Source organism: Nocardia sp. CA-119907 (assembly GCF_050955995.1).
Lineage (GTDB): Bacteria > Actinomycetota > Actinomycetes > Mycobacteriales > Mycobacteriaceae > Nocardia.
In genome coordinates this window covers 5338368-5360326 of record NZ_CP192091.1, presented here as the reverse complement: position 1 = coordinate 5360326, position 21959 = coordinate 5338368, and the positions used below count along the sequence as shown (strand labels likewise).

Here is a 21959-nt window from a genome sequence, read left to right as displayed (position 1 = left end):
ATGATCGAAACAGATCTGCTGATCATCGGAGCCGGCCCGGCCGGACTTTTCGCCTGCTACTACGCGGGCCTGCGCGGACTGCGCGTCACCCTCGTCGACAGTCTCCCGCATCTGGGCGGGCAGACCGCCGCGCTGTATCCGGAGAAATACATCTACGACGTCGCGGGTTTCCCGGCGATCCGCGGCCGAGAGCTCATCGATCGACTGGTCGAGCAGGCCTTCACCGCCGACACGACCCTCCTGCTGAATCAAGAGGCCACCACCCTCGAGGACCAGTCCGACGGTTCGCTGATCATGACCACTGCGACCGGCACCCGCATCCATGCCGGCGCGGTCCTGGTCACTGCGGGTATCGGCCGCTTCACCCCGCGGCCTCTGCCGGCGTTGGACGGATTCACCGGGCAAGGCGTCGAATACGTCGTCGGTTCGCCCGAGCGATACGCAAACGATCACGTGATCGTCGTCGGCGGTGGAGACAGTGCGGTGGACTGGGCGAATTCTCTTGTCTCGCATGCCCGCTCGGTCACCGTCGTGCATCGGCGCAACCGTTTCCGGGCGCACGAACGCGCGCTGGCCCAGCTGTCGGCCACCTCGGCGCGGATGATCATCAACAGTGAGATCGCCCAAATACACGGCAACGGCTCCCTGCGCGCGGTGACGGTGCGCGATTGCGTCAACGACACCACCGAGCAACTCGACGCCAGCGTCCTCATTCCCGCGCTCGGTCATATCGCCGCGCTCGGCCCGCTGACCCAGTGGGGGCTGCGGATGACCGACAAACAGATCGAAGTCGATACCACCATGGCCACCAGCCGATCTCGCGTATTCGCCGCCGGCGACATCACCACCTACCCCGGCAAAGTGCAACTGATCGCGGTCGGATTCGGCGAGGCGGCCACGGCCGTCAACAACATCGCGGTGACTCTGCGGCCCGGAGAAGCCCTGTTCCCCGGCCACTCCACCGAGATGCCACCCCAGCAGGTGGCCTGAAAACGCCGCCCCAGCTGGCGGATACCCGAACCCAGCCCTGGCCAGCGGCCTGAAAGGAGGCCCGACATGGCGTATGTCATCAACGACGCCTGCATCAACGAACTCGACGGTTCTTGCGTCGACATGTGTCCGGTGGATTGCATCTACGAGGGTCTCACCAAGCGGTACATCAACCCGAACGAATGCATCGACTGTGGCAACTGCCTGTCCGAATGCCCGGTGTCGGCGATCCAGAGCCCCAAGGACATCACCGACCCGACCTGGCAGCAGGACAACGCTGTGTTCTTCGCATTACCGCTACCCGGTCGCGAAGAAGCCCTCGGTGACCCCGGCGGCGCGGTCGGACTCGGCGCGGTCGGTGTGGACACCCCGCTCGCCGCCTCATGGATCAAGGAGTAGTAAGTCATGCGTGTTCCCTTTCTGATCATCGGCGGCGGCATCGGTGGTATGACCACCGCGCTGGCCCTGGCGCAGGCGGGCTTCGCTGTGCACATCGTTGAACAGGCTCCGGAGTTCGGTGAAATCGGTGCCGGTATCCAATTGGCGCCCAACGCGATTCGGATCCTCGATCAGCTCGGGCTGGCCGCTGCGATCGAGCGGATCGCGGTCCGGCCGAAAAACCTGGTCTTCCTCGACATCGACTCCGGTGAGCAGCTGGCCACTGTCGATCTCGCGGACCGGTTCGTCGCCCGCTACGGACAGTCCTACTCGGTGCTGCACCGCGGCGACCTACTCGACGCGCTACTCGACGCCTGCCGCGCGCAGGCGAACATCACCCTCGAGACCAACAAAACGGTCACCGGGATCGCCAACCGCGAGAACAACACGGTGGTGGTCGATTTCGCGGACAGCACCCAGTATGTGTGCGACGCGGTTGTCGGCGCGGATGGCCTGTGGTCCAAAACCCGCGCGTTGCTGTCCGACGATGCCCCGATCTGCTCGGCGTACGTCGCCTACCGCGGTGCGCTCCCGATGAGCGAGGTCAGCGCCCCCGTCGAGAACGACGACGAAATCGTCTGGATCGGACCGAACAAGCACCTCGTGCAGTACCCGATCCGGGGAGGCGACCTGTACAACCAGGTCGCGGTATTCCGCAGCGACCACTTCGATCCCGCCATCGCCGGGACCGAGGAGTGGGGCACCCCCGACGAACTCGACGAGCACTTCGGTACCGCCTGTGGGCAGGTACGCGGGTCCATTTCCCAGTTCAAACGCGAGAAGCGCTGGCCGATGTACGACCGTGCGCCGCTGGCCAACTGGACCGTCGGGCGGGTCACCTTGCTCGGCGACGCCGCGCATCCGATGCTGCAATACCTGGCCCAGGGCGCGTGCCAGGCCATCGAGGACGCCGAGTGCCTGACCCGCTTCATGGCCGAGCACAGCGGTGACGTCGACGAAGCCTTCGCGGCGTATCAGGCCGAGCGTATTCCGCGCACCGCGCAGATCCAGTCGATCGCCCGTATGTGGGGCGAGATCTGGCATACCGAAGACCCCATCGTCCGAGAACTGCGCAACAGGGTCTTCGCCCGCGACACCACCGAGCATTACGTCGACCTGGACTGGCTGTACCAGGTTCGCGTCGGATAGGAGAACTGATGAACGACGTTGTGCGCGAGGTGGTCCAGGCCAGCGGTGCGCTCGCCTTCGCAGGCCTCGGCGATATGGTGTGGGGTCACGCCTCGGTCCGCGACCCCGAGGGCAAGGGCGTATGGATCAAGGCCTCCGGCTGGGGATTCGAAGAAATCGACGCATCCACGGTTCACCTCGTCTCGCCCGACGGTGCGGTGCTGACGGGGGAGGGGAAACGCCACCTCGAATTTCCCATCCACACCGAGATCATGGCGCGGCGCACGGATGTGGGCTGTGTCGTGCACACCCACGCACCCGCACTCGCCGCCTTCGCCTCGATGGACGTCGAGCTGCAACCGATTTCGCACGACGCGGTGCCGTTCACCTATCCGCAGCTGCCCCGCTTCACCGAAACCGGCGCTCTCATCGCGACCCGGGACCTGGGCCGCTCCCTCGCCGAGACACTTGGTGACGCGCACGGCATCTTGATGCCCAACCACGGTGCGGTGACGGTCGGACCTGACGCCGCAAGCGCTGTCATGTACGCGGTACTGCTCGAACGTGCCTGCCGCACACAACTTCTCGCACTGGCTGCGGGTGGACCGAAGGTATGGTCGGATGAGCAGGAGACACGCTTCAAACGTGATCAGATCTGGAATCCGGGGCAGCTGGGCGCTGGCTGGGAGTACCTGGGCAGACGCGCAGCACAGGCCGATGTCCACTGATCGGCTCGTCGATTGGCTCGAGTCGGAAACCAAACGCCTGCTCGAGACCATCGACGAGTACTGGGAATCGGATTTCAACGCGCAATCGGCCCTGCCCGGGTGGACCACCGGGGCATTGGTCACCCATCTGGCGAACCACGCCGACAGCGTGAACAACCAGCTGACCGGCCGCGATTCGGGCCGACAATGGACCATCGACACCGGTGCGGACCGGCCCGGCGCGGTGCTGATCACCGACGCGCTCGACTCGGCGGACCGGCTCGCAACGACGGTGTCCGGGCTGCGCGCCGCGGACTGGGGGCGCTTGATCCGCACTCCCACAGGGGAACTGGTCACCGTCTCCCGCCTGGTGTGGCTGCGGCTGCGTGAAGTCACCGTCCACCATGTGGATCTGGGGGGTCGCTTCCAAGACCTGCCCACGGATCTGATCGACGAGCTGCTGGTCGACGCGGTACGAGCCGTGCGACACAGAGCTGACTGGCCCGCACTCGTGCTGCGACCGACCGGATCCGATCGGGCGCTGCGCACCCGGCCCGGGAACTATCCGGGGCCCATCGATATCACCGGAAGCCCAGCCGGACTGCTCGATTGGGTGACCGGCCGCAGTGCTGGGGGCCTACTCGAAACGCTGGCCGGAAGCCTTCCAGCCCGCCCGTTCTGGATCTGACCCATGGAAACGAGAACAATGAAGATCACTCACTTCGGGCACGCATGCGTGCTCCTCGAGATCGCCGCGCCCGGCAGCGAGATCCGCCTCCTCATCGACCCCGGCACCTACTCCACCGGATTTGATGAACTCCGTGGCCTGGCAGCGGTGCTGATCACCCACTCCCATCCCGATCACATCGACATCGACCGATTGACGGCACTGCTCGCGGCCAATCCGACCGCCGACGTCGTGGCCGATTCCGCCAGCGCCGCCCTGCTTTCGGGCCTCGACCGGACCGTCACCACGGTGAAACCGGGCGACAAACTGTGGGTCGCCGATGTGCGGGTGGACGTAATCGGCGGCGCGCACGCGTGCATTCACGCCGCGCTGCCGAATGTCCTCAACAATGGCTACGTCATCGACGGGTCGATTCTGCATCCCGGCGACGACCTCGAGACCTTCCCCGAAGGGCATGCGATCGATGTACTGCTCATCCCGGCCGGCGGACCGTGGATGAAGATCGGCGAAGCCGTCGATTTCCTGCGCGGCGTCGCGCCCCGCATCGCGATCCCCATCCATCAGGCCGGACTCGCCCAGATTCATCAGCAACTGCACTACCAGCTGTTGCGGAATCTCGGTCCCGCTGGTTGCGAACTCGTCGTGCTGGAACCAGGCACCGCGCACGCGGTCTGAACAAGGCGGATAGAAATGAGCACCATCGAAAACGTCGACACCGCGACCGCACCCGACCCGGCCCTGGAGCGGCTTTATCGGGACTTCACAGCCGAGCACCTGAACCCGCTCTGGACGCAGACCAACGACCTCATGCCGATGGCGCCGGCGTCCAAGGCGATTCCCTTTGTCTGGAAGTGGTCCACGCTCTATCCGATCGCGCAGCGCGCCGGCGACCTCGTCCCGGTGGGACGGGGCGGGGAACGGCGAGCCATCGCTCTCGCCAACCCAGGTCTGGGCGGCCTACCGTACGTCACTCCGACGCTGTGGGCCGCTATTCAGTACCTGGGCCCGAAGGAAACCGCACCCGAGCATCGCCACGCGCAGAACGCTTTCCGATTCGTCGTGGAGGGAGCAGGCGTCTGGACGGTCGTCAACGGCGATCCGGTCGCGATGCGTCGCGGCGACTTCCTACTGACCCCGGGCTGGGCATTCCACGGCCACCACAATGAGACCGATCAGCCGATGGCGTGGATCGATGGCCTCGACATTCCGTTCGTCAACTACACCGACACCGGGTTCTTCGAATTCGGTTCCGATGGAGTCACGGACGAAGCCACACCGGATATCTCACGCGCCGAACGACTCTGGGCGCACCCCGGGTTGCGCCCACTGGTCGGATTGGGTAGCAAGACCAGCTCACCGATCGCCGCCTACCGGTGGGAGCACACCGACGCGGCACTGCGCGAACAGCTCGCTCTCGAGGACGAAGGCCACGCGGCCACCACCGAACCCGGGCATGCCGCGGTGCGCTACACCAACCCCACCACCGGCGGCGATGTCATGCCGACCATTCGCGCCGAATTTCACCGCCTGCGTGCCGGCGCGCACACCCGACCGCGCCGTGACGTCGGCTCGTCGGTCTACCAGGTATTCGATGGCACCGGACGATTCCACCTGGGGGACAAGGTTTCCGAGATCGGGAAAGGCGACATGATCGCCGTCCCATCCTGGACCGAATGGTCGATCGACACCGACCACGGCCTGGACCTGTTCATGTTCTCCGACGCCCCGATCGTCGAACGCCTGCATTTCGACCGCACCCAGCTTTCCGAAGGAGCCTGATCCGATGCGACTCGCCACCTTACGCCTCGACTCGAACGCAAGTGCCACCGCCGCCGTCCGCATGGACAGCGACGAATTCGCCACTGTCATCGACGGTTTCGCTGATCTGTCCGAGCTGCTCGCGGATCCCGATTGGCGGGCTATCGCCGAAGCGGCCGACGGCGTCGCGGTCGTGCTCAGGGGCGTCGAATACGCCCCCGTGGTTCCCAAACCCGGCAAAGTCATCTGCGTCGGCCTCAACTACGCGACCCATATCAAGGAAATGGGGCGGGAACTGCCCGCCTACCCGACCTTGTTCGCCAAGTTCCGGGAAGCGCTGACCGGGCCGTACGACGATGTCATCGTCCCGACCTACGCCGCGGCGCAATGTGATTGGGAGGGTGAACTCGCCGTCGTCATCGGCCAGAGCGCCTACCAGGTGGACGAAGCCGACGCCGAGGCATATATCGCCGGTTATTCGGTCATCAACGACTACACGATACGCGACTACCAAACCCGCACCCTGCAATGGGACCAGGGCAAGTCATTCGAGAAGACCGCCGGTTTCGGTCCGTTCTTGACCACCACGGACTCGTATACCTTCGGAAGTACGCTGAAGACCACGCTCGAAGGCCGCGTCGTGCAGACCACCACCACCGACGACCTGGTATTCAAGCCGGCCGAGTTGATCGAGTACATCTCCCACATCCTCACCCTGCAACCGGGCGACGTCATCTGCACCGGAACTCCCGGCGGTGTCGGCCACGCACGCAAGCCCGAGGTCTACATCCGGCACGGGGAGACCGTCGAGGTCACCATCGAAGGCCTGGGGACGGTCCGGAACAAGACGATCGTCAAATAGGAGTCTCGCGCTGATGGGATTCCACGATCTCGCTCGCACCGAACAGTCGCTTCTCGCCCGCCGCGGCACCGCCTATTTCGCGGAGCGGCTCGCCGCGCTCACCGATGACGAACTCGGAGAACCGACCCTGCTCAAAGGCTGGACCCGCCGCCACCTCATCGCGCACGTGAGCTACAACGCGGTAGCCCTCGGCAATCTGCTCGACTGGGCGGCAACGGGTATCGAAACACCCATGTATACCTCGCCCGAGCAACGTGGGCGGGACATCGAGGAGGGCGCCACTATGTCGCCCGCGGCCCTGCGGAACTTGTTCGACCACACAGTCGCGCGGCTCGACGAGAAATGGCGAAACCTCCCGGACGCGGCCTGGGACACGAACGTCCGTACTGTGCAGGGGCGTTCGGTTCCGGTTGTGGAGACACTGTGGATGCGGTGCCGCGAGGTGTGGATTCACGCGGTGGATCTCGCCAACGGTGGTCGTTTCGATGTGTTCCCCGACGTGATCTCGAGCAGCTTGCTCGACGACGTCGTCAGTGTCTGGCGCAAACGCGATGTCGGCGCGGGTCTGGCCTTTCGGGTCGATGATGGGACACCGGTCGCTGTGCTACCCGAGGCCTCGACCGACACCACGATCACGGGATCGCTTGCCGCGGTCGCTCGCTGGGCGACCGGCCGGGGAGCGATCGGCATCACCACGACGGGTCCAGCGGTTGCCGCGCCCAGCTGGCTCTGAGCGCGCAAGGTGTCGGCCGATATGCACGCGGGCCGCGTCGTAATCGAGCGGCCGGGCCTCGTTTGCATCGTGGTTGGCGACGCGGGCGATGGCCCACCACTGTTGGCTCGTCCGGCGTCCGGGGCGCCAGGGGTCGATGCTCGGCGCGTTAGCGATCAACGGGTCGTGAATCGGTCCCCGGCGGTCAGGCCGGTCGACCCGGTGAGAGGTGGACCTTCGGCCCTGCCGAGAGGCGCCCCCGAAGACGACGATGTGAAGAAAAGGGGGTCCGGCCATGAGCCGGACATCGAGGCTGAGCCGCAGCAACGGAGAGGACGCGGTCTGCCCGACAGCACAGCGGAGGCGGTGAACGGAATGACGCAGCAAGTGACGACATCGACAGAGAAGGTCGATGTGAAAGGTCGCCACCTTGTGGAGAGGGTCAAGGAACTGGTCCACGAAGGCAACGTTCGTCGGATCGTCATCAAGGACTCCGACGGCAGGCCCGTGATGGAGGTCCCCGTGACGGTCGGCGTGGTCGGCTTCCTCCTCGCGCCCACCGTGGCCGCGATCGGAGCGCTCGCCGCGCTCGCCGCGCACTACTCGATCGAAGTCGAACGAGAGACTTCCGACTCGAGTGGCCACTGACGCGAGTCGCGTCGGCGCCGGTCTACTCGACGAAGGAGGGCGCCATGGCTTCTTGGACATACATGCACGCCGGAGGAATCGCTGTTTACTCGTTCCGCCAAGGCGTCGGAACCGCGGCGGCTATCTAGGCCACATGGAAGGGACGTGATGTCATGGCCGAGCCCCGTCTCCTGGAAAGAGTGACCGCTTCGGACCTGTTCCTGCTGCTCTGGGACGACTACGGCTGGTCCACCGACATCGGCGGGCTCGCCATCCTCGACGGCACAAGCTTGCTCGAGGAGGACGGCAGAGTTCGACTGGACGTGGTCCGACGACACCTCGAGCCGAGAATGCACTTGGTCCCTCGCTTCAGGCAGCTGCTGTACCGGCCTCGCCTCGGGCTGGGCTGGCCGCTGTGGATCGACGCGCCCTCCTTCGACCTCGCTGAGCACATCCACGTCCATGCCGTTGCCGCGCCCGGCGACCAGGATCAGCTGCTGCAGGCATGCCAGCAGCTGGCCCGGCGACCGTTCGATCCCGCCCGGCCGCTGTGGGAGCTGTGGCTGCTGCCCGGCCTGCCGGGCCAACGGGTCGGCGCGTTCTTGAAGCTGCATCACGTCCTCGCCGACGGCCCCGCCGCGATGGCCGCCTTCGGGGCGCTGCTCGACCGGACCGCCGACGCGCCCGTCGAGGGTGCACCGCCGTGGACGCCGACACCCACCCCGTCCACCGGTGATCTGCTCCGCGACAACCTGCGACGCCGCCGAGACGAACTAGGCATCGGGTGGTCGGGCCTTGTCCATCCGAGTAGAACACTGCGGCTGGCGCGCCGCGCGTTGCCGGCCTGGCGGGAGGTGCTCACCGAAAAGCCCGCCCCCCGAACCAGCCTCAACCACCCCGTAGGCTCCGAGCGCCGACTGACCATCGTCCGCGGCCGCCTCGACCCCATCAAACACATCGCCCATGCCCATCACGCCACGGTCAACGACGTGGTGCTGACCGCGGTTGCCGGCGGCCTGCGCCAGCTGCTGGCAAGCCGCGGTGAGAATGTCCAAGGGCTCGTCCAGCGCGCGATGGTGACCATCTCCCACCACGAAACGCGGCCCGGGGAAGCGCAAGGCAACACGCCCGGATGGATGATGGTGCCGCTGCCGGTCGGTGAGCCGGACCCGGTGTGCCGGCTCACGGTGATCGCCGCAGCGACAGCCGCACGGAAGGGCAAGGCTCGCCCCGAGGCGGGCAGCGGGATCTTCAGATTCGTTGCCGGCCAGCGCATCTGGTACCGGCTGTTTCCGCGGCAGCGGTCGGTGAACCTGGTCGTGAGCAACGTCCCGGGTCCGCCGATGCGGCTGTATCTCGCCGGCGCGCCGCTGCTGGAGGTGTTTCCCCTACTGCCGCCCATGGGCAACCTGACACTCGTCGTCGCCGCCCTGTCGTACGCCGGCCAGCTCAACCTCACTGCCGCCGCTGACCAGGACAGCTGCCCGGACGTGGAGGTCTTCGCCCGCGGGGTGCGCAATGCCCTCGACGACCTCACGAAAACGGTCCTTGGGGCTGAGACAGGCGGTCGGGTCGTCGCTACGGAGCCGGTACCGACACCCGACGCACCGACCACGCCGCGTCGTTCACCGCGGTGATCGGATTCAGCCGAATTCACCCGAATCCGATGCGGCGCAGCATGATTCAACAGAAGATAGCTATGAGCTGTTCTTGCTACCGTAGCGAAGTCGGCGTAACCGATGTCGTGGTGCCCGGTCTCACTCGCTGACGCGGTCCATTCCGCTCATTACCGGACGGTCGTTGACGGCCTTTCTTGTGGGATCGCCCGCGATGCCTGACTATTCGGCGCCGCGACTGGTGAAGTCGAAGGATCCGCCGTCGATGCCCCAGGAGATGACCCGTTCGGGGTGAATTCGGATGACCGCGCGTTCCTGGGGTGGGAACGGTGGCTCCTCGTCATCGAGCGCTTCGGCGGTGCCGCGTACCTCGACGCCGCGAATCACATATGGCTCCAATGAAACCTGTTGGTCGATGACGAACGACACCCGGCTGCCCGCCTCGACATTGCGGTACTTTCGACTGCCACGCATCCGCATGCCCCCGATGTCGATCGTGCCGTCGGTGTTCACCCGATAGCTGGTCGGGTTGTTCTGCACAACGCCGTCGGGCGACACCGTGGCCAGCCGACCGATCCCGGCCTCCGCGAGGAACTGCTGTTCATTGATGGTGAAGGTCATGTCGGTTACTCCTCAGTGAATTCTAACAGCGCTAGAAACTGGAGCAACGGTAACATTTCTTCGCTAGCCTGTCTAGCGTTGCTAGATTTCAGATCGCCGCCGCGCGGGATCGCGCTCGGATCAGTAAGCTGCACATGCTCGTTCCGGCCGAGCGGACGCTGCCGTCCGGCAAGCCGGTCACCGAACGCTGGCAGATCTTCGGCCTGCTGGTTCCGCTGGGGCTCATCGCGGTCGATCTTTGTCGAGGTTTTGGCAGCGGATTTGCCATCGTGCCGAGATGTCCGCGGCCAGCAGTCCCAAGAATGTTGCGAAACGTATTGCTACCAGGCGAGTTTCGGTGGCTGAGGCGGTACGGGTGGGCAGCTGCGATCGTCGCGACGCAACGTCAGTCGGAACCGCCCGTTTTTCGTGATTGCAGGTCACCCGCGCCGCGGTGATCCGCGAGGGTACGGGCCGGTCAATGGCCGATATCGTGGTCGCCGGGGGTGATGAGGCCGCTTTCGTAGGCGAAGACAACCATTTGGGTGCGGTCGCGCAGGCCCAGTTTGGTGAGAATGCTGGAGACGTGGGATTTGACGGTGGCGGGGCCGATGAAGAGGTGGGTGGCGATTTCGGAGTTGGTGTGACCGCGGGCGATGGCGACGAGCACATCGCGTTCACGGTCGGTCAGGCGGTGCAGGCGGTGGGCGACGGCGGAGTCGGCGGGGCGGTGGGTGGTGAACTGGCCGATCAGCCGGCGGGTGATGGTGGGGGCCAGGAGGGCGCCGCCGTCGGCTACGGTGCGGACGGCGTCAGCCAGGTGCTCGGCCGGAATGTCTTTGAGGACGAAGCCGCTGGCGCCGGCGCGCAGGGCCCGGTAGACGTATTCGTCCGGGTCGAAGGTGGTCAGGATGAGGACGCGGACAGGCCAATCAGCTTCGGCGAGAAGGCGTTCGGTGGCTTCGATGCCGTCCATATGGGGCATTCGGATGTCCATGAGGACGACGTCGGGGCGGTGGGCGTGCGCCGCCTCGATCGCCTCCGCTCCGGTACCGGCCTGGCCTACCACCTCGATATCGCGGTGAATGCCCAGGATCATGGCGAAACCGCCGCGGACCAGCGCTTGGTCGTCGACGATGAGAACACGGACGGTCATGGGCGACCGCCTTCCACCGGTAGCTGGGCGACCACCCGGAATCCTCCTCCCGCCCGGGATCCCGCGTCCAGGCTGCCGCCCAACAGTAGTGCGCGCTCGCGCATTCCGACGATGCCGTGACCACCGGAGGGCTTACGGGTCTCGGGTGCGATTCCGTTGCCGTCGTCGAGTATCTCCAGGGTCAGTCCACCGGGGGCGCGGCTCAGCCTGACCTGGGCTCGCGTGCCCGGACCCGCGTGCTTGAGCACATTGGTGAGAGCCTCTTGCACAATGCGATACGCGAACAGGTCGACGCGATCGGGCAGGCTTTCCGGCAGATCCTTGGTCGCGAAGGTGACGGGTACGCCCGCGGCGCTGATCTGCGCCACCAACCGGGGGAGGTCAGCGAGCCCGGGTTGCGGTCCCAGCCAGTCGGAATCACTGTCGGGGCGCAGCACGTCGAGGAGATGCCGCAGTTCGTCCAGTGCCTGGCGGCCGGCTTCCTCCACAGCGCCCATTGCCTGCACGGCCGCCGCGAGGTCCTCGGCCGCAACGGCTTTGGCAGCACCCGCCTGCACCGTCATCAGGCTTACCCGATGAGCGACCACATCGTGCAGTTCGCGAGCGATCCGGGTGCGCTCGCCGGCCACGATGCGGCGAGCCTCGGCGGCGCGTTCGCGTACCAGTTGTGCTGCGCGTTCCTCACGCAGTTGTAGCCTGCGCCCGAGGTACCAGACACCGGCCAGCATCACGGCGTCGAGAATTGCCTCCTCCCACCACTTTCCGGGATGGTCCCGCCCGTCGACAGTGACCGCGGCGATCGCGATCGCGACTCCCGTCGGGCCCCACCAGCTGTCGGCCGCGTACCGGCCGACGCTGTAGAGAGCCACCAGGGTCGCCCCTCCGACACCGGCATCGTCGACGACCAGCAGCGGAATCCACGCGACCAGAAGCAAACCCAGCACCAGCAGTGGTGCGCGGCGACGCCAGTACAGCGCGGCGTTGGCCGCGACGAACATCACCAGCACAACCGGTGATACCTCCCCGAGTCCGCGCCAGTGCAGCGAATCGCCAGGCCCTTCCACGAGAAACACCGTCGCCAGCAAGGTTACGACCGCGAGGACCGCGTCCGCGGCGCGCGGCCAGCGGGTGAACGGTCCCCGGAAAGCGCGAGCGATGGCCACCGTCGGCGTGTTCGAGGACAGCGGCGACCCGTTCGCGGCGGCCCGCGGTTTGTCGACCGGCGGGCCGGTCGGTGAGACGTCAGCAGGCACGGCCTCACCGTACGCGCAGTCGCGAGCGCGATCACCCGCCGCGAGACGGATTCCGCGACCCCCGTGCGGCGGACGAGCCCGCTGAATTCGCCTGTCGGAACAGTTCCCGAGGCGGAGGACGAAACCATCTTCCGGCTGGCGACCGAGGGGGCCACGGCCCGGACCATTGACCACTGGAGCCGAACTCGCTCTTTCGCTCCGCCGGGTTGCGGAGTGGACGCGGGGTGGCCTCCTCGGGGGCCGGATCCCGGTTCGCCGGGAGAGTACAGGGAGAAAGCGATCATGAACCGATTCACTCGCCGTATCGGCGATGCGGCCGCACGCAGGCCGTGGCGGACACTGGGCGGCTGGGTGGCCGTCCTCGGGATGCTGCTGGCCTTGGCCGGCGCTGCCGGGGGTGCCTTCGCTGATGACTTCATCGCGCCCGGTAGCCAGAGTGAGACCGCGATGGCGCTGCTGGAGGAACGCTTTCCGGATGCGGCCCGCGGGACTGCCATGGCGGTGTTCGCTGCCGCTCCCGGGGAGCGGCTGGATCAGGACCGATCCGCGGTCATGGCCGCCGTGGCCCGCCTTTCGGAGGTGGATCATGTTGCGGGCGTGACGGATCCGTTCGCGGCGGGCACTGTGTCGGCCGACGGGCGGATCGGGTATGCCGACCTTGTCTTCGATGTGCCGGTTACGGAGTTGGGTGCGGATGCGCTGCCTGCGCTCGCTGCGGCCATGGATCCGGCTCGCGCGGCGGGGCTGGCCGCAGAGCTGGGCGGTGATGCCGCGTTCGTGAATGCGGAAGCCGAGACCTCTGGAATCGAGGTAGCCGGCCTGCTCGCGGCGTTCGTGGTGCTGCTCGTCGTGCTCGGTACCGTTGTGGCGGCACTGGCGCCGATCATGATCGCCTTGACGGCGGTCGCGGTGGGACTCGGCGGAATTGTGCTGCTGGCCAATGCCATGAATGTCTCGACGTCGGCACCGACGATTGCCGCGATGATCGGACTGGGCGTCGGCATCGATTACGCATTGTTCATCGTGACCAGATACCGCGAGCATCGGACGGCGGGCAGGGACAACGCTGACGCGCTGTCGCTGGCCATGAGTTCCTCCGGTGCGGTCGTGGCGTTCTCCGGCGGCACGGTCGTACTGGCAATGGCGGCACTGGCTTTGACCGGAGTCGGCCTGCTCACGTCGATCGGTCTCGCCACCGCACTGGTGGTGCTGATCGCCATCGCTGCCGCCCTCACACTGCTGCCCGCCCTGCTGGCGCTGCTCGGCGACCGAATCGATGTGGGCCGAGTCGGCCGGCGCGCGCGGCGGTCGACGACTCCGACGGGAGCTCCGGTGACGCGGACGGTTTGGTGGTGGTTCGCGCATCGGGTGGCGGGGCGGCCGTGGCCGTATCTGGTGGCCGCCGGAGCGGTGCTGCTGGCATTGGCTGCGCCGACGCTGTGGATGGAGACCGGGTTTCCGGACGCCGGGGATGATACGACCGAGGCCAGTCATCGGCGGGCATACGACTTGCTGGCGCAGGGGTTCGGGCCGGGGGTGAATGGGCAGCTGCTGGTGGTGGTGGACTTGCGGCGGGCGGGGGTGACCAGCGGGGGTCTGGCGGAGCTGGGGGCGCGGATCGCGGCTGATCCGGGAATTGCGCAGGTGGGGGCAATTGAGCTGGCGCCGGCGGGGGATGCCGCGATCATTCCCGCTCGGCCCGAGACCGCGCCTTCGGACCCTGCCACCGGTGAGACACTCACGCGTGTACGTGATCTCGTTCCGGACAATGTCGCCGTGTCGGGAATGACGGCGATGACCGATGACCTCACGCGGCAGCTCGGTGACACATTGCCGGTATTCGTGGGTGCCATTCTCGTGACGTCGTTTCTGTTGCTGCTCATCGTTTTCCGTTCCCTGGTGGTGCCGCTGAAGGCGGTCGTGATGAACCTGCTGTCCATCGGAGGGGCTTACGGCGTTCTGGTCGCGGTCTTTCAATGGGGATGGTGCGCTGGACTCTTCGGGCTGGAGGACACCTACCGGATCGCCTCACCGATACCGGTGATCGCCTTCGCCGTGCTGTTCGGGCTGTCGATGGACTACGAGGTGTTCCTGCTCTCACGGATCCGCGAGGAGTACGACGCCACCGGGGACAATGCCGAATCGGTGGCGCGGGGCATCTCGGGCACCGGGCGCGTCATCACCGCCGCCGCGCTGATCATGACCGCGGTGTTCCTGGGCTTCGTCGTGAATCCGTCCCCGATGGTGACCATGATGGGCCTCGGGCTGGCGACGGCGATCCTGCTCGATGCGACCATCGTGCGGATGGTGCTGGTGCCGGCCACCATGGCGCTGCTGGGTCGGGCGAACTGGTGGCTTCCGGCATGGCTGGAGCAGTGGCTGCCGCAATTGACGCAGCCGGAACACCTGAGCCCGCGCTGATTTCCACGGACTTGGCGGATCCGCCGAGCGCGCGGCGCGAAGTCGGCGTGATCGCGCAGCTGGCGGCGAGACTGCCCACCGGCCACGACTGCACCATGCATCTGGATCGAGGGGTGCCAATCCAGCGGATATCAGCGCTGAGGGATGACGTATTCGTCATCTAGTGAGTGCCGTCGCGCATACCAACGAATTCTGGCCGGGTTTCTGGACCAGGTGTTCCTTTGGCTCAACGTGAGCCAACCCTGACGAGGCCGAGATATCTGCACATTCTCTTTAGTCGTTTCTGCTGCTACCGCACCGATTTCGTTACCGGTGGCTGGCGGGCCACGCCTTCGATGACTGAGGTGGCGATCGGCCAGCCATGGACCAAAGCTGTTTCGTAGCAGAGGAATTCGAGGTGACTCCGGAGGTAGCGTCGCTTCGGCGCTTCGCGACGATCCTGTGGCAGATCTGTGTGTCGGCCTCGATGATGTCGGCGACCTGGCGGGCGTGGCCCGCGAGAACCTGCAGGGCATGGGCGCCCCAGTCCTCAACGGCAGCATCGCCGGCAGCGGGAAAGCATCATCCGGCACGCCAGAGATATTCCAGGACGCGCACCAGATCCAGCACGATGGGGACGCGCGCCCGGTGACGGGCGGCTTCGGCGCCGATGAGGTCGATCTGGTGCTGATCGCCGTCGACCACAGCGATCCAGGTCCGCTCGTGGGTGGGGTCGCGAGCGTCGGCCTGGGCGAACGCCGGGGCGATGACCTCTGCGGGATCCATGCCGACCGACCCGGTCAGCCAAGTGTTGGCCGTATGTGGGCGGGGACGTGGTGGGCGGTCGCTGCAGCGGCCCGCCGGGGAAGGCGATCACGTTGTGTGATCGTTCGAGGTAGGCGCGCAGTGCGGGTCGGCAATGAGGTTGCATGTTCTCACCAGGTCCCGGCCATGTGTGCCGAGGGTGAGGGCGTGGTCGATGTCGGTGCCGTCGGAGTTGATACTGGCTTCGAGTCGGTCGGCGACCTCCAGTCACTACATTGATGATCTCAGCGCTCGGTGCCTTCCAGCAGTGCAAGATACCGGCGTCCGAACAGATAGGCGTCTCCCGGCCAGCGTGCGGAGAGATAGTTGCGATCTTCGACGATGAAGGCGGGGGTGTCGTCGGTGGCGGTGCCGCGTCTGGTGAGTTCGAGTGGGCCGCGCTGGAATTGGGTGTCCGGGTTATCGAGAGTCGCGCGGACCTCGTCCTCGACGTAGGCCGGATACGTGCGGTAGTAGCGGCCGAGTCGCCATGCGGTGCTGAAATACGCAATGCGCTCCATGTATTTGGGCAGGCAGGTGGTGCGGCGCTGGGCAAGCACGCTACGGCCGGTAGCGGGATCCTCGGACCGGGCGAGGACGAGGACACCGTGGCAGATGGCGCCCACCGGCCGGCCCAAGGTCCAGAACCTTGCAACCTGCCGCTGCAGTGTCTCCGAGCCCAGGTACTGCCGCATGCCGGGTGCATGTCCGCCGGGTAGGAGCAGTCCGTCGAAGTCGTCCACATCGACCTCTGACCAGGAGACCGTGGCGGTGAACTCCGGTGTGCCAGCGAGCTGCTGGTAGAAGGTCCGGGGCTCGGCTTCAGCACCGAGTTGACCGAAGATCACTCCGGTCAGCAGCCGCGGATCCGCCGCGGGCACCGTACCCGCTCGCTCGGTGGCGAGTACGACCTCGTGTCCGGCGTCGGTCAGGATCCGCCAAGGCACGGCGACCTCGGTGACGTCGAAGTCGTGGTCGGGAACCGGCATGAGTACGCGCATATGCACATCATCGCAGCCGGTACTCGGCTGTTGAGCCATCCATTGCAGATGGGTGGGGCTGGTCTGTAGGCACGGTTGATCAGGCAGCGACCGGCGTGTCGTTCGGGTGGACCTGGCGTGGTCTTGGGTGAGGTGAAAGTCCCAGTAGGGCTGGAAGTCTCCGTTGTTGATGAGGGCGCGGAGGGTGAGGATGGCTTCGGCGCCGGTCAATCCCCCAGCTGGGCACCAGGTATTTCGAGGCGGTAGCAGGACGATGTCCTCTTGGAGCCATCGGATCGCGGCCGACTGAAGTGGCGGCGTAATGCTCGGCGGCATCGATCCGATGGCAACGATGGTCACTCCACCCGTCGCAAACTCCTCATCGTGCTCGCGATCCTCTTTTATCCGATCACGCTCACCCTCGTCACCCTAGAAACCATTCGTGATATCTGGTCCGAGCGTGCCGCCCGCCGAGCGGCCCTTGTTGCCCGCGCCGAGTACGAGCATCAGCTCTACTTGCAGGGCGACCCTCGCGGGATCTATGGGCAGTACACACCGGCCACATAGAAACGAAAGCCACAGGACTTGGCCGACCGCCAGCGGCATGCCGATCAGTTGGTCTCGTCTTGGGTGACACCTACTGTGCTCCCCGTGGATAGTCGCAGGTGACGACTGGCCTGCGAATCCATTGGTCGCGGGTTCGAGCCCCGCCCGCCCCACAAACCCCCAGGTCAGGGGCTTGCAGTCGATGCCTGGGCGGTGCTTTGACGGCCCAGGTCACCACTTACTCACCTTTTTCAAAAAGCCGGCACATGCTGCTCCCTCCAGCTCCCGACACCCTGTCCGGCCTGGGCATCGGGAGCTGGTTGTTTGCTATCCCGTGGTGACCGGCGCCGGGCATCGCTGGTCACTCTTGAGGGTCATGTCCGGCTCATCGCGGCAGTCCCGTCTTGCTCATCCGGCAGAGCGAATGCAGCGAAGCGATTCCGGGCGTCCGGACCTTGATGGGTGCGCTGGACATAGTGCCTTCGCGTCACCGCCTCGGTGTTGCCGAGTTGCGCGGCCGCGACACCGATATCGGATTGCCCACCGTCGGCGTCTTCGGCCAGATGCGTGCCGACGGTCTTGCGCGCCGCATGAGGGTTCTGGGGTATTCCCGTGACGCCAATGCGGTCGAGTGCACGCTGTAGTTGCTTGCGGGCATTGCGAGGATCGCGCAGCGTCCCTCGTTGGGAGGGGAACACGAGATCTTCGGGCTCATGCGGCACCAGGTCGCGGCGGGCGGTCAGTCGCTCTACGGCCCACTCAGGCAGCAGCAATCGGCGTTTGCCGTTCGGGCCGCCCTTGGGATGCGGTTGGATGATCATCCCGCCGCCGCGTATACGGACGACGGTCCCCTCAACGAGCACCGTGGGCCTGTCGGCGTCGAGATCGAGGTGCTTCCACTTCAACGCCATCGTCTCCCCGATACGGCATCCAGTGGCCAACAGGAGATCGACCAGATCGGCGATACCGTTCGCGACGGCGAGTTTGTCGCTACGCAGCCCGCTTCGGATGCGTTGCACCTCGGTCAGTGACCATGCCACAACCGGTTTGTCGTCGACCTGGATCGGTGCGAGCAGTTTGATGATATTTCCGGCACTGGCGCCGTATCGGCTTGCTAGCGTCCACATTCCGGACAAGCAGGTCTTCGCGAGCTTCGCGGTCGGCCTGCCCACCTCATCGGCAATGTCTTCGAGTAGCCCTTCCAGCACCTGAGTGGTGCACTCGGCGATGGTCAGCTTGCCGCTTCTGGGGACGATGTGGAGGTCCAGGACCTCCCCGTATCGGCGTTTGGTGTTCGCAGACAGCTTGGAGCGCTCGACTTTTGTCCGCCATCGCTCGGCAAGGCGGTGCACGAGCGTATCCGCCGTGATTTCGAACTTCGAGGGTGCGACCCGCCGGGCCAGCTTTTCCTCGAGCGCCGCTATGGCCTTGGGCTTAGATTTCCCGGTCGCTTCCACCTTCCGCAGGGCGCCGTCGAGGTCGCGAAGCCTGGTCTTTGCTATGTGCCGGATCGGTTTTCCGGCTGCATCCCGAACGACAGTGACCGTGATCTTCCCGTGCCGTCCGGGCTTGATTCGTTCGCGCGGCATCAGGCATCCTCGCCGTCCGCGCGCGCGACAACGCGATTATTCATTTGTACTCCCGTAGATATCAATTCCGGGTGCTAGCCCGACTTGTGCACTCCAATTCTACTGGGAGGCAGATAATTACGCGGTTTGTGACCCGCTCATACAGTGGAATAGATTGTTATTGCTTGCAATCTGTGGATGTTGCGACCACCCCGCTCGTCTGAATCTTCAATGGGGGCCGGGGATGTCGGTTCGTCGCGGCCAACGCGCGGATAAGATCGGACACGAGCTTGCGCTGTTCGCGGCCGAGGAGGGCGGCCTCTGGTGGTGCGACGAACGGCTCATCGAGCTCGAGTGTGATACCGGACCAATGCGCGACATCGCGCATGTCCAATGATGCAGTTCGCGCGCCGTCGTCATGTGTGACCAGGCGCTGATCAGCAGAGCCGAAAGCTGAGTGCTGACACAGAATCAGTCATAATCACCATAGCCGCAATAAGATTCAGCTATCGATAGCACGCGATGGGGGCCGGAAACCGTGAAGTCATTCGCAACCGCACTCGCCGCGACGCTAACAGTGTGGCCGGGATCTGGCGTCTGGTGGTTGGATACCACGATTTGACATCGAACCCGAACGCCACTCCAACATGTGACGACAAGACTGCCCATTTCTACACCGTCCATAGCGTGAGCGAAGGCACATCCCGACCAGGGAACCGTCCAATACCCACTTGCGTCTAACCTGTTGATCCGCACCAACGTTCGAGGAGGCTGCATGACAGGCCAACCCGGCTCGACCCCCAACGATTTCGCGCTGGTCCCCGACGAAGTCGCCGACGCTGGCCGGTACGTCCAGCAGGTCGCTGAATCGCTCGTCAACGGCTTGAACTCGATCGATACGGACATCGCAGCACTGCTGTCCAATTGGCGTGGCACCTCCGCCGATTCGTTCAGCGCGGGGTGGACAGAAACCAAGCAGGGCGCCGACACCATCCTCGACGTGCTGGCCAATATGGCCGAACTGCTCGGTGTCACGAGCAAGACCCTGGACGATCAGGACAGGACGCGGGCAGACACCACCCTCGCGTTCACCGGGTCGCTGGACCTTCCGGAGTTGTGATGGTCGAGAACGCACAGCCTTTCCGTGTCGATCTTGACGAGCTCGAGCAGATGGTCGCCCGGGTCTCGGGGTTCATCGGTTTCCTCAACGACAGTCTCGACGGGTTGCAGCAGCGCATCTCGACGGTGCAGCAGAACTGGAACGGCGCCGCCGCGGATGCGCAGGCCGAGGCTTTTCGCGAGTGGCACTCCGGGGCGACCGAAGTTTCCGAGGGTATCGACACCATGCGCCAAGCCGTCCGGGATGCGCACGACCGGTACACGGCCGCCATCGCCGCGAATCTTGCGATGCTGGGCAGGTCGTAGGACCCGATGACGACGTTGGTAGTCGATCCTGCGGTGTATTCCTCGGCTGGCAAGACACTATATTCCTACGCCACCGCGTGCCAGCGGATCTTCTCCACACAGATCGCCGCGCTGAGCGAAACCGCCCATATGGGCGGCAATGTGGGCGAATCCAAAGCGTGGGCCACGTCCTACGATGCGACCGTCACCACGGCGAGGAGTATGACCGAGCTACTCGTCACCGCGATGGGCAACTACGCCGGGATACTGAACCAGCTCGGCTACAACCACGCTCTAGCGGATTATGTTGCGGGAACCGGCCGACCGGAACCGACGAAACCAGCGGATTTGTTGCCGGCATGGTCGGTATGCGTGACGCCGCCGCCCTCGGCAGGCGGGCCCGGTAGTGGCCTGTTCGACGATGTCGGGTTCGCGGTGTCGGCGCTCGAGGATTTCGGCGTGTCGATGCCCGACGGGGAACCCCACGACTTGCAGACCGCCGCCGATGCCTGGGACAAACTTGCCTCCTCCGAATCAGGGGTGGGCAACCTGCCGACGTTGCTGGACCAGCTGGCGAAGACATTCGAGAGCGAAACCGCTCCCGATGCCTCCCATGTCGACGAGGACCTTCGAGAGCTGAAGGCGTCCGCCGAGGGCGTGCTCACCCTCTACAAGGACCTCGCCAAATCCTGCCGCGATCATCGCTCCGCGATTCTGGAGTTCCGGACGCAATTGGGCCAGCTGCTGGTCGATCTCGCCAAGGATCTTGCGCAGGAGGTTGCCGAGACCGTCGTCCTCGGTGTGATAGCGGGTGCATTGACGGCCGGGTTCGGTGCTGCGGCGATCGCTGCCGCCAAAGCGGGCAAGCTCGCGCTGAAGATGAAGAAGTATGTCGACCGGGTGCTTGCCGCTAAACGCTTAGCAAAATTCGTCGACAAGGTCACCGAAACCGGCGAGGATCTCGCCGCGAGACGGGCGGCGCTCCAGCGCATCGCCGACCTCATGGCGCAGCGCACGGCCGATATCGCCAGGATCGCGCGCGAGAAGTTGAAGAGTTCGCTTGACTACGCGCTCAAGGACGAACCGATGAAACATGTATTCGACTATTCGAAGCATAATCTAGACGAATTTGTCCAGCAATCTGGTAGCCGGGAACAAGCCATGAGAAAATTGATTGAGAGTGTTCAAGGGGTTCCCGAGGGGGTCTATGGGCCGGAAAACGCTTTGGTACGAACAATAGATGGGCATACGATACATATGCGCGGCGCGATGATTGACGGTGTATTCAAGATCAGTACGGCGTACATTCCCTAACGCTTTTGGAAGGTGAGGAAATATGAATGGAACATCGACAATGCCACGCCCGCTTTCTTCGTTGGAAGAGTCAATCATTCGGAAATTGTTGTCGGTCGACTTTCCCGGTGCGAGTGAGTTCGTATCACAAATCGCGCACACTCGGGTGGCTGCCATGTGGAGCGACGGGTCGCCGAGTCTCTATCTGCATGTCTCTGCCGATGCGCCAAAGTCGAGCTTTGAAGATGGCGAGTTGCCAGTATTCGGTGAAGTGACCGACCCGCGCGGGACTGTCACTGGATTCATCACCCTTTGGGCAGAGGATGGGTTTCTACACGGGCTCGAGTATGCGTGGCACACAGACCGGTGCCCAGTGTCGCTACCGAACCCGGCCGATGTCTTGATCAAGCGGTTCAAGTAACACCACCT

At 65.0% G+C, this 21959-nt stretch carries 22 protein-coding genes; 16 read left to right on the top strand and 6 right to left on the bottom strand.

Features of this window, described 5'->3' with window-relative positions; translation table 11 throughout:
* The 11 genes from ACQP2D_RS23555 (at window position 1) to ACQP2D_RS23505 (ending at window position 9547) form a co-directional block, all read left to right on the top strand.
* Window positions 1-990, top strand: a complete 990-nt coding sequence (locus tag ACQP2D_RS23555) for an NAD(P)/FAD-dependent oxidoreductase (protein WP_433678082.1) — start codon at window positions 1-3, stop codon at window positions 988-990.
* A gap of 66 nt (window positions 991-1056) precedes the next feature.
* Window positions 1057-1389: an indolepyruvate ferredoxin oxidoreductase subunit alpha gene (locus tag ACQP2D_RS23550; protein ID WP_433678081.1), complete on the top strand. Its 333-nt coding sequence runs from the start codon at window positions 1057-1059 to the stop codon at window positions 1387-1389.
* A gap of 6 nt (window positions 1390-1395) precedes the next feature.
* On the top strand, window positions 1396-2577 hold the full coding sequence (locus ACQP2D_RS23545) for an FAD-dependent monooxygenase (protein WP_433678080.1): 1182 nt from the start codon (window positions 1396-1398) through the stop codon (window positions 2575-2577).
* 8 nt (window positions 2578-2585) lie between these two features.
* The gene (locus tag ACQP2D_RS23540) at window positions 2586-3284 is read left to right on the top strand and encodes a class II aldolase/adducin family protein (RefSeq protein WP_433678079.1); all 699 of its coding nucleotides are present in this window, start codon (window positions 2586-2588) and stop codon (window positions 3282-3284) included.
* Window positions 3274-3951: a maleylpyruvate isomerase family mycothiol-dependent enzyme gene (locus ACQP2D_RS23535; RefSeq protein WP_433678078.1), complete on the top strand. Its 678-nt coding sequence runs from the start codon at window positions 3274-3276 to the stop codon at window positions 3949-3951. The genes ACQP2D_RS23540 and ACQP2D_RS23535 overlap by 11 nt, the downstream gene beginning before the upstream one ends.
* 18 nt (window positions 3952-3969) lie before the next feature.
* Window positions 3970-4626 carry an MBL fold metallo-hydrolase gene (locus tag ACQP2D_RS23530; protein WP_433678077.1) on the top strand — a complete coding sequence of 219 codons (657 nt, stop codon included), beginning with the start codon at window positions 3970-3972 and terminating at the stop codon, window positions 4624-4626.
* A gap of 15 nt (window positions 4627-4641) precedes the next feature.
* Window positions 4642-5730 carry a cupin domain-containing protein gene (locus tag ACQP2D_RS23525; protein WP_433678076.1) on the top strand — a complete coding sequence of 363 codons (1089 nt, stop codon included), beginning with the start codon at window positions 4642-4644 and terminating at the stop codon, window positions 5728-5730.
* Between the two features lie 4 nt (window positions 5731-5734).
* The gene (locus tag ACQP2D_RS23520; RefSeq protein WP_433678075.1) at window positions 5735-6571 is read left to right on the top strand and encodes a fumarylacetoacetate hydrolase family protein; all 837 of its coding nucleotides are present in this window, start codon (window positions 5735-5737) and stop codon (window positions 6569-6571) included.
* A gap of 13 nt (window positions 6572-6584) precedes the next feature.
* Window positions 6585-7304 (top strand): maleylpyruvate isomerase family mycothiol-dependent enzyme, encoded by a 720-nt coding sequence (locus tag ACQP2D_RS23515; protein WP_433678074.1) that lies wholly within the window; start codon window positions 6585-6587, stop codon window positions 7302-7304.
* 354 nt (window positions 7305-7658) lie between these two features.
* Window positions 7659-7931 (top strand): DUF4342 domain-containing protein, encoded by a 273-nt coding sequence (locus ACQP2D_RS23510; protein WP_433678073.1) that lies wholly within the window; start codon window positions 7659-7661, stop codon window positions 7929-7931.
* Between the two features lie 179 nt (window positions 7932-8110).
* Window positions 8111-9547 (top strand): wax ester/triacylglycerol synthase family O-acyltransferase, encoded by a 1437-nt coding sequence (locus tag ACQP2D_RS23505; RefSeq protein WP_433678072.1) that lies wholly within the window; start codon window positions 8111-8113, stop codon window positions 9545-9547.
* 201 nt (window positions 9548-9748) lie between these two features.
* On the opposite strand, the gene ACQP2D_RS23500 is transcribed toward ACQP2D_RS23505, so the two are convergent.
* The 3 genes from ACQP2D_RS23500 to ACQP2D_RS23490 form a co-directional block, all read right to left on the bottom strand.
* Window positions 9749-10147: a PPOX class F420-dependent oxidoreductase gene (locus ACQP2D_RS23500; protein ID WP_433678071.1), complete on the bottom strand. Its 399-nt coding sequence runs from the start codon at window positions 10145-10147 to the stop codon at window positions 9749-9751.
* 457 nt (window positions 10148-10604) lie between these two features.
* Complete coding sequence (locus tag ACQP2D_RS23495; RefSeq protein ID WP_433678070.1) at window positions 10605-11282, bottom strand: response regulator; 678 nt, start codon at window positions 11280-11282, stop codon at window positions 10605-10607.
* The gene (locus ACQP2D_RS23490) at window positions 11279-12535 is read right to left on the bottom strand and encodes a sensor histidine kinase (protein WP_433678069.1); all 1257 of its coding nucleotides are present in this window, start codon (window positions 12533-12535) and stop codon (window positions 11279-11281) included. The genes ACQP2D_RS23495 and ACQP2D_RS23490 overlap by 4 nt, the downstream gene beginning before the upstream one ends.
* Window positions 12536-12817: 282 nt before the next feature.
* On the opposite strand from ACQP2D_RS23490, the gene ACQP2D_RS23485 reads away from it, so the two are divergent.
* Window positions 12818-14956, top strand: coding sequence for an MMPL family transporter (locus ACQP2D_RS23485; RefSeq protein WP_433678068.1), 2139 nt, complete (start codon window positions 12818-12820; stop codon window positions 14954-14956).
* A gap of 561 nt (window positions 14957-15517) precedes the next feature.
* Here the strand turns inward: ACQP2D_RS23485 and ACQP2D_RS23480 are convergent.
* Window positions 15518-15721: a hypothetical protein gene (locus ACQP2D_RS23480; RefSeq protein ID WP_433678067.1), complete on the bottom strand. Its 204-nt coding sequence runs from the start codon at window positions 15719-15721 to the stop codon at window positions 15518-15520.
* Between the two features lie 263 nt (window positions 15722-15984).
* Window positions 15985-16950: a type 1 glutamine amidotransferase domain-containing protein gene (locus tag ACQP2D_RS23475; protein WP_433678066.1), complete on the bottom strand. Its 966-nt coding sequence runs from the start codon at window positions 16948-16950 to the stop codon at window positions 15985-15987.
* Window positions 16951-17103: 153 nt separating this feature from the next.
* On the opposite strand from ACQP2D_RS23475, the gene ACQP2D_RS23470 reads away from it, so the two are divergent.
* On the top strand, window positions 17104-17286 hold the full coding sequence (locus tag ACQP2D_RS23470) for a hypothetical protein (protein ID WP_433678065.1): 183 nt from the start codon (window positions 17104-17106) through the stop codon (window positions 17284-17286).
* A gap of 353 nt (window positions 17287-17639) precedes the next feature.
* On the opposite strand, the gene ACQP2D_RS23465 is transcribed toward ACQP2D_RS23470, so the two are convergent.
* A complete protein-coding gene (locus ACQP2D_RS23465) occupies window positions 17640-18854 on the bottom strand; it encodes a tyrosine-type recombinase/integrase (RefSeq protein WP_433678064.1) in 1215 nt (404 codons plus the stop codon).
* 754 nt (window positions 18855-19608) lie between these two features.
* Between ACQP2D_RS23465 and ACQP2D_RS23460 the strand changes: the two genes are divergently transcribed.
* The 3 genes from ACQP2D_RS23460 to ACQP2D_RS23450 are packed head-to-tail and all read left to right on the top strand — an operon-like array spanning window position 19609 to window position 21551.
* On the top strand, window positions 19609-19953 hold the full coding sequence (locus ACQP2D_RS23460; RefSeq protein ID WP_433678063.1) for a WXG100 family type VII secretion target: 345 nt from the start codon (window positions 19609-19611) through the stop codon (window positions 19951-19953).
* Window positions 19953-20258, top strand: a complete 306-nt coding sequence (locus ACQP2D_RS23455; RefSeq protein ID WP_433678062.1) for a WXG100 family type VII secretion target — start codon at window positions 19953-19955, stop codon at window positions 20256-20258. Before ACQP2D_RS23460 ends, ACQP2D_RS23455 begins: the two co-directional genes overlap by 1 nt.
* A gap of 6 nt (window positions 20259-20264) precedes the next feature.
* A complete protein-coding gene (locus tag ACQP2D_RS23450; RefSeq protein ID WP_433678061.1) occupies window positions 20265-21551 on the top strand; it encodes a hypothetical protein in 1287 nt (428 codons plus the stop codon).
* Window positions 21552-21959: the final 408 nt, after the last annotated feature.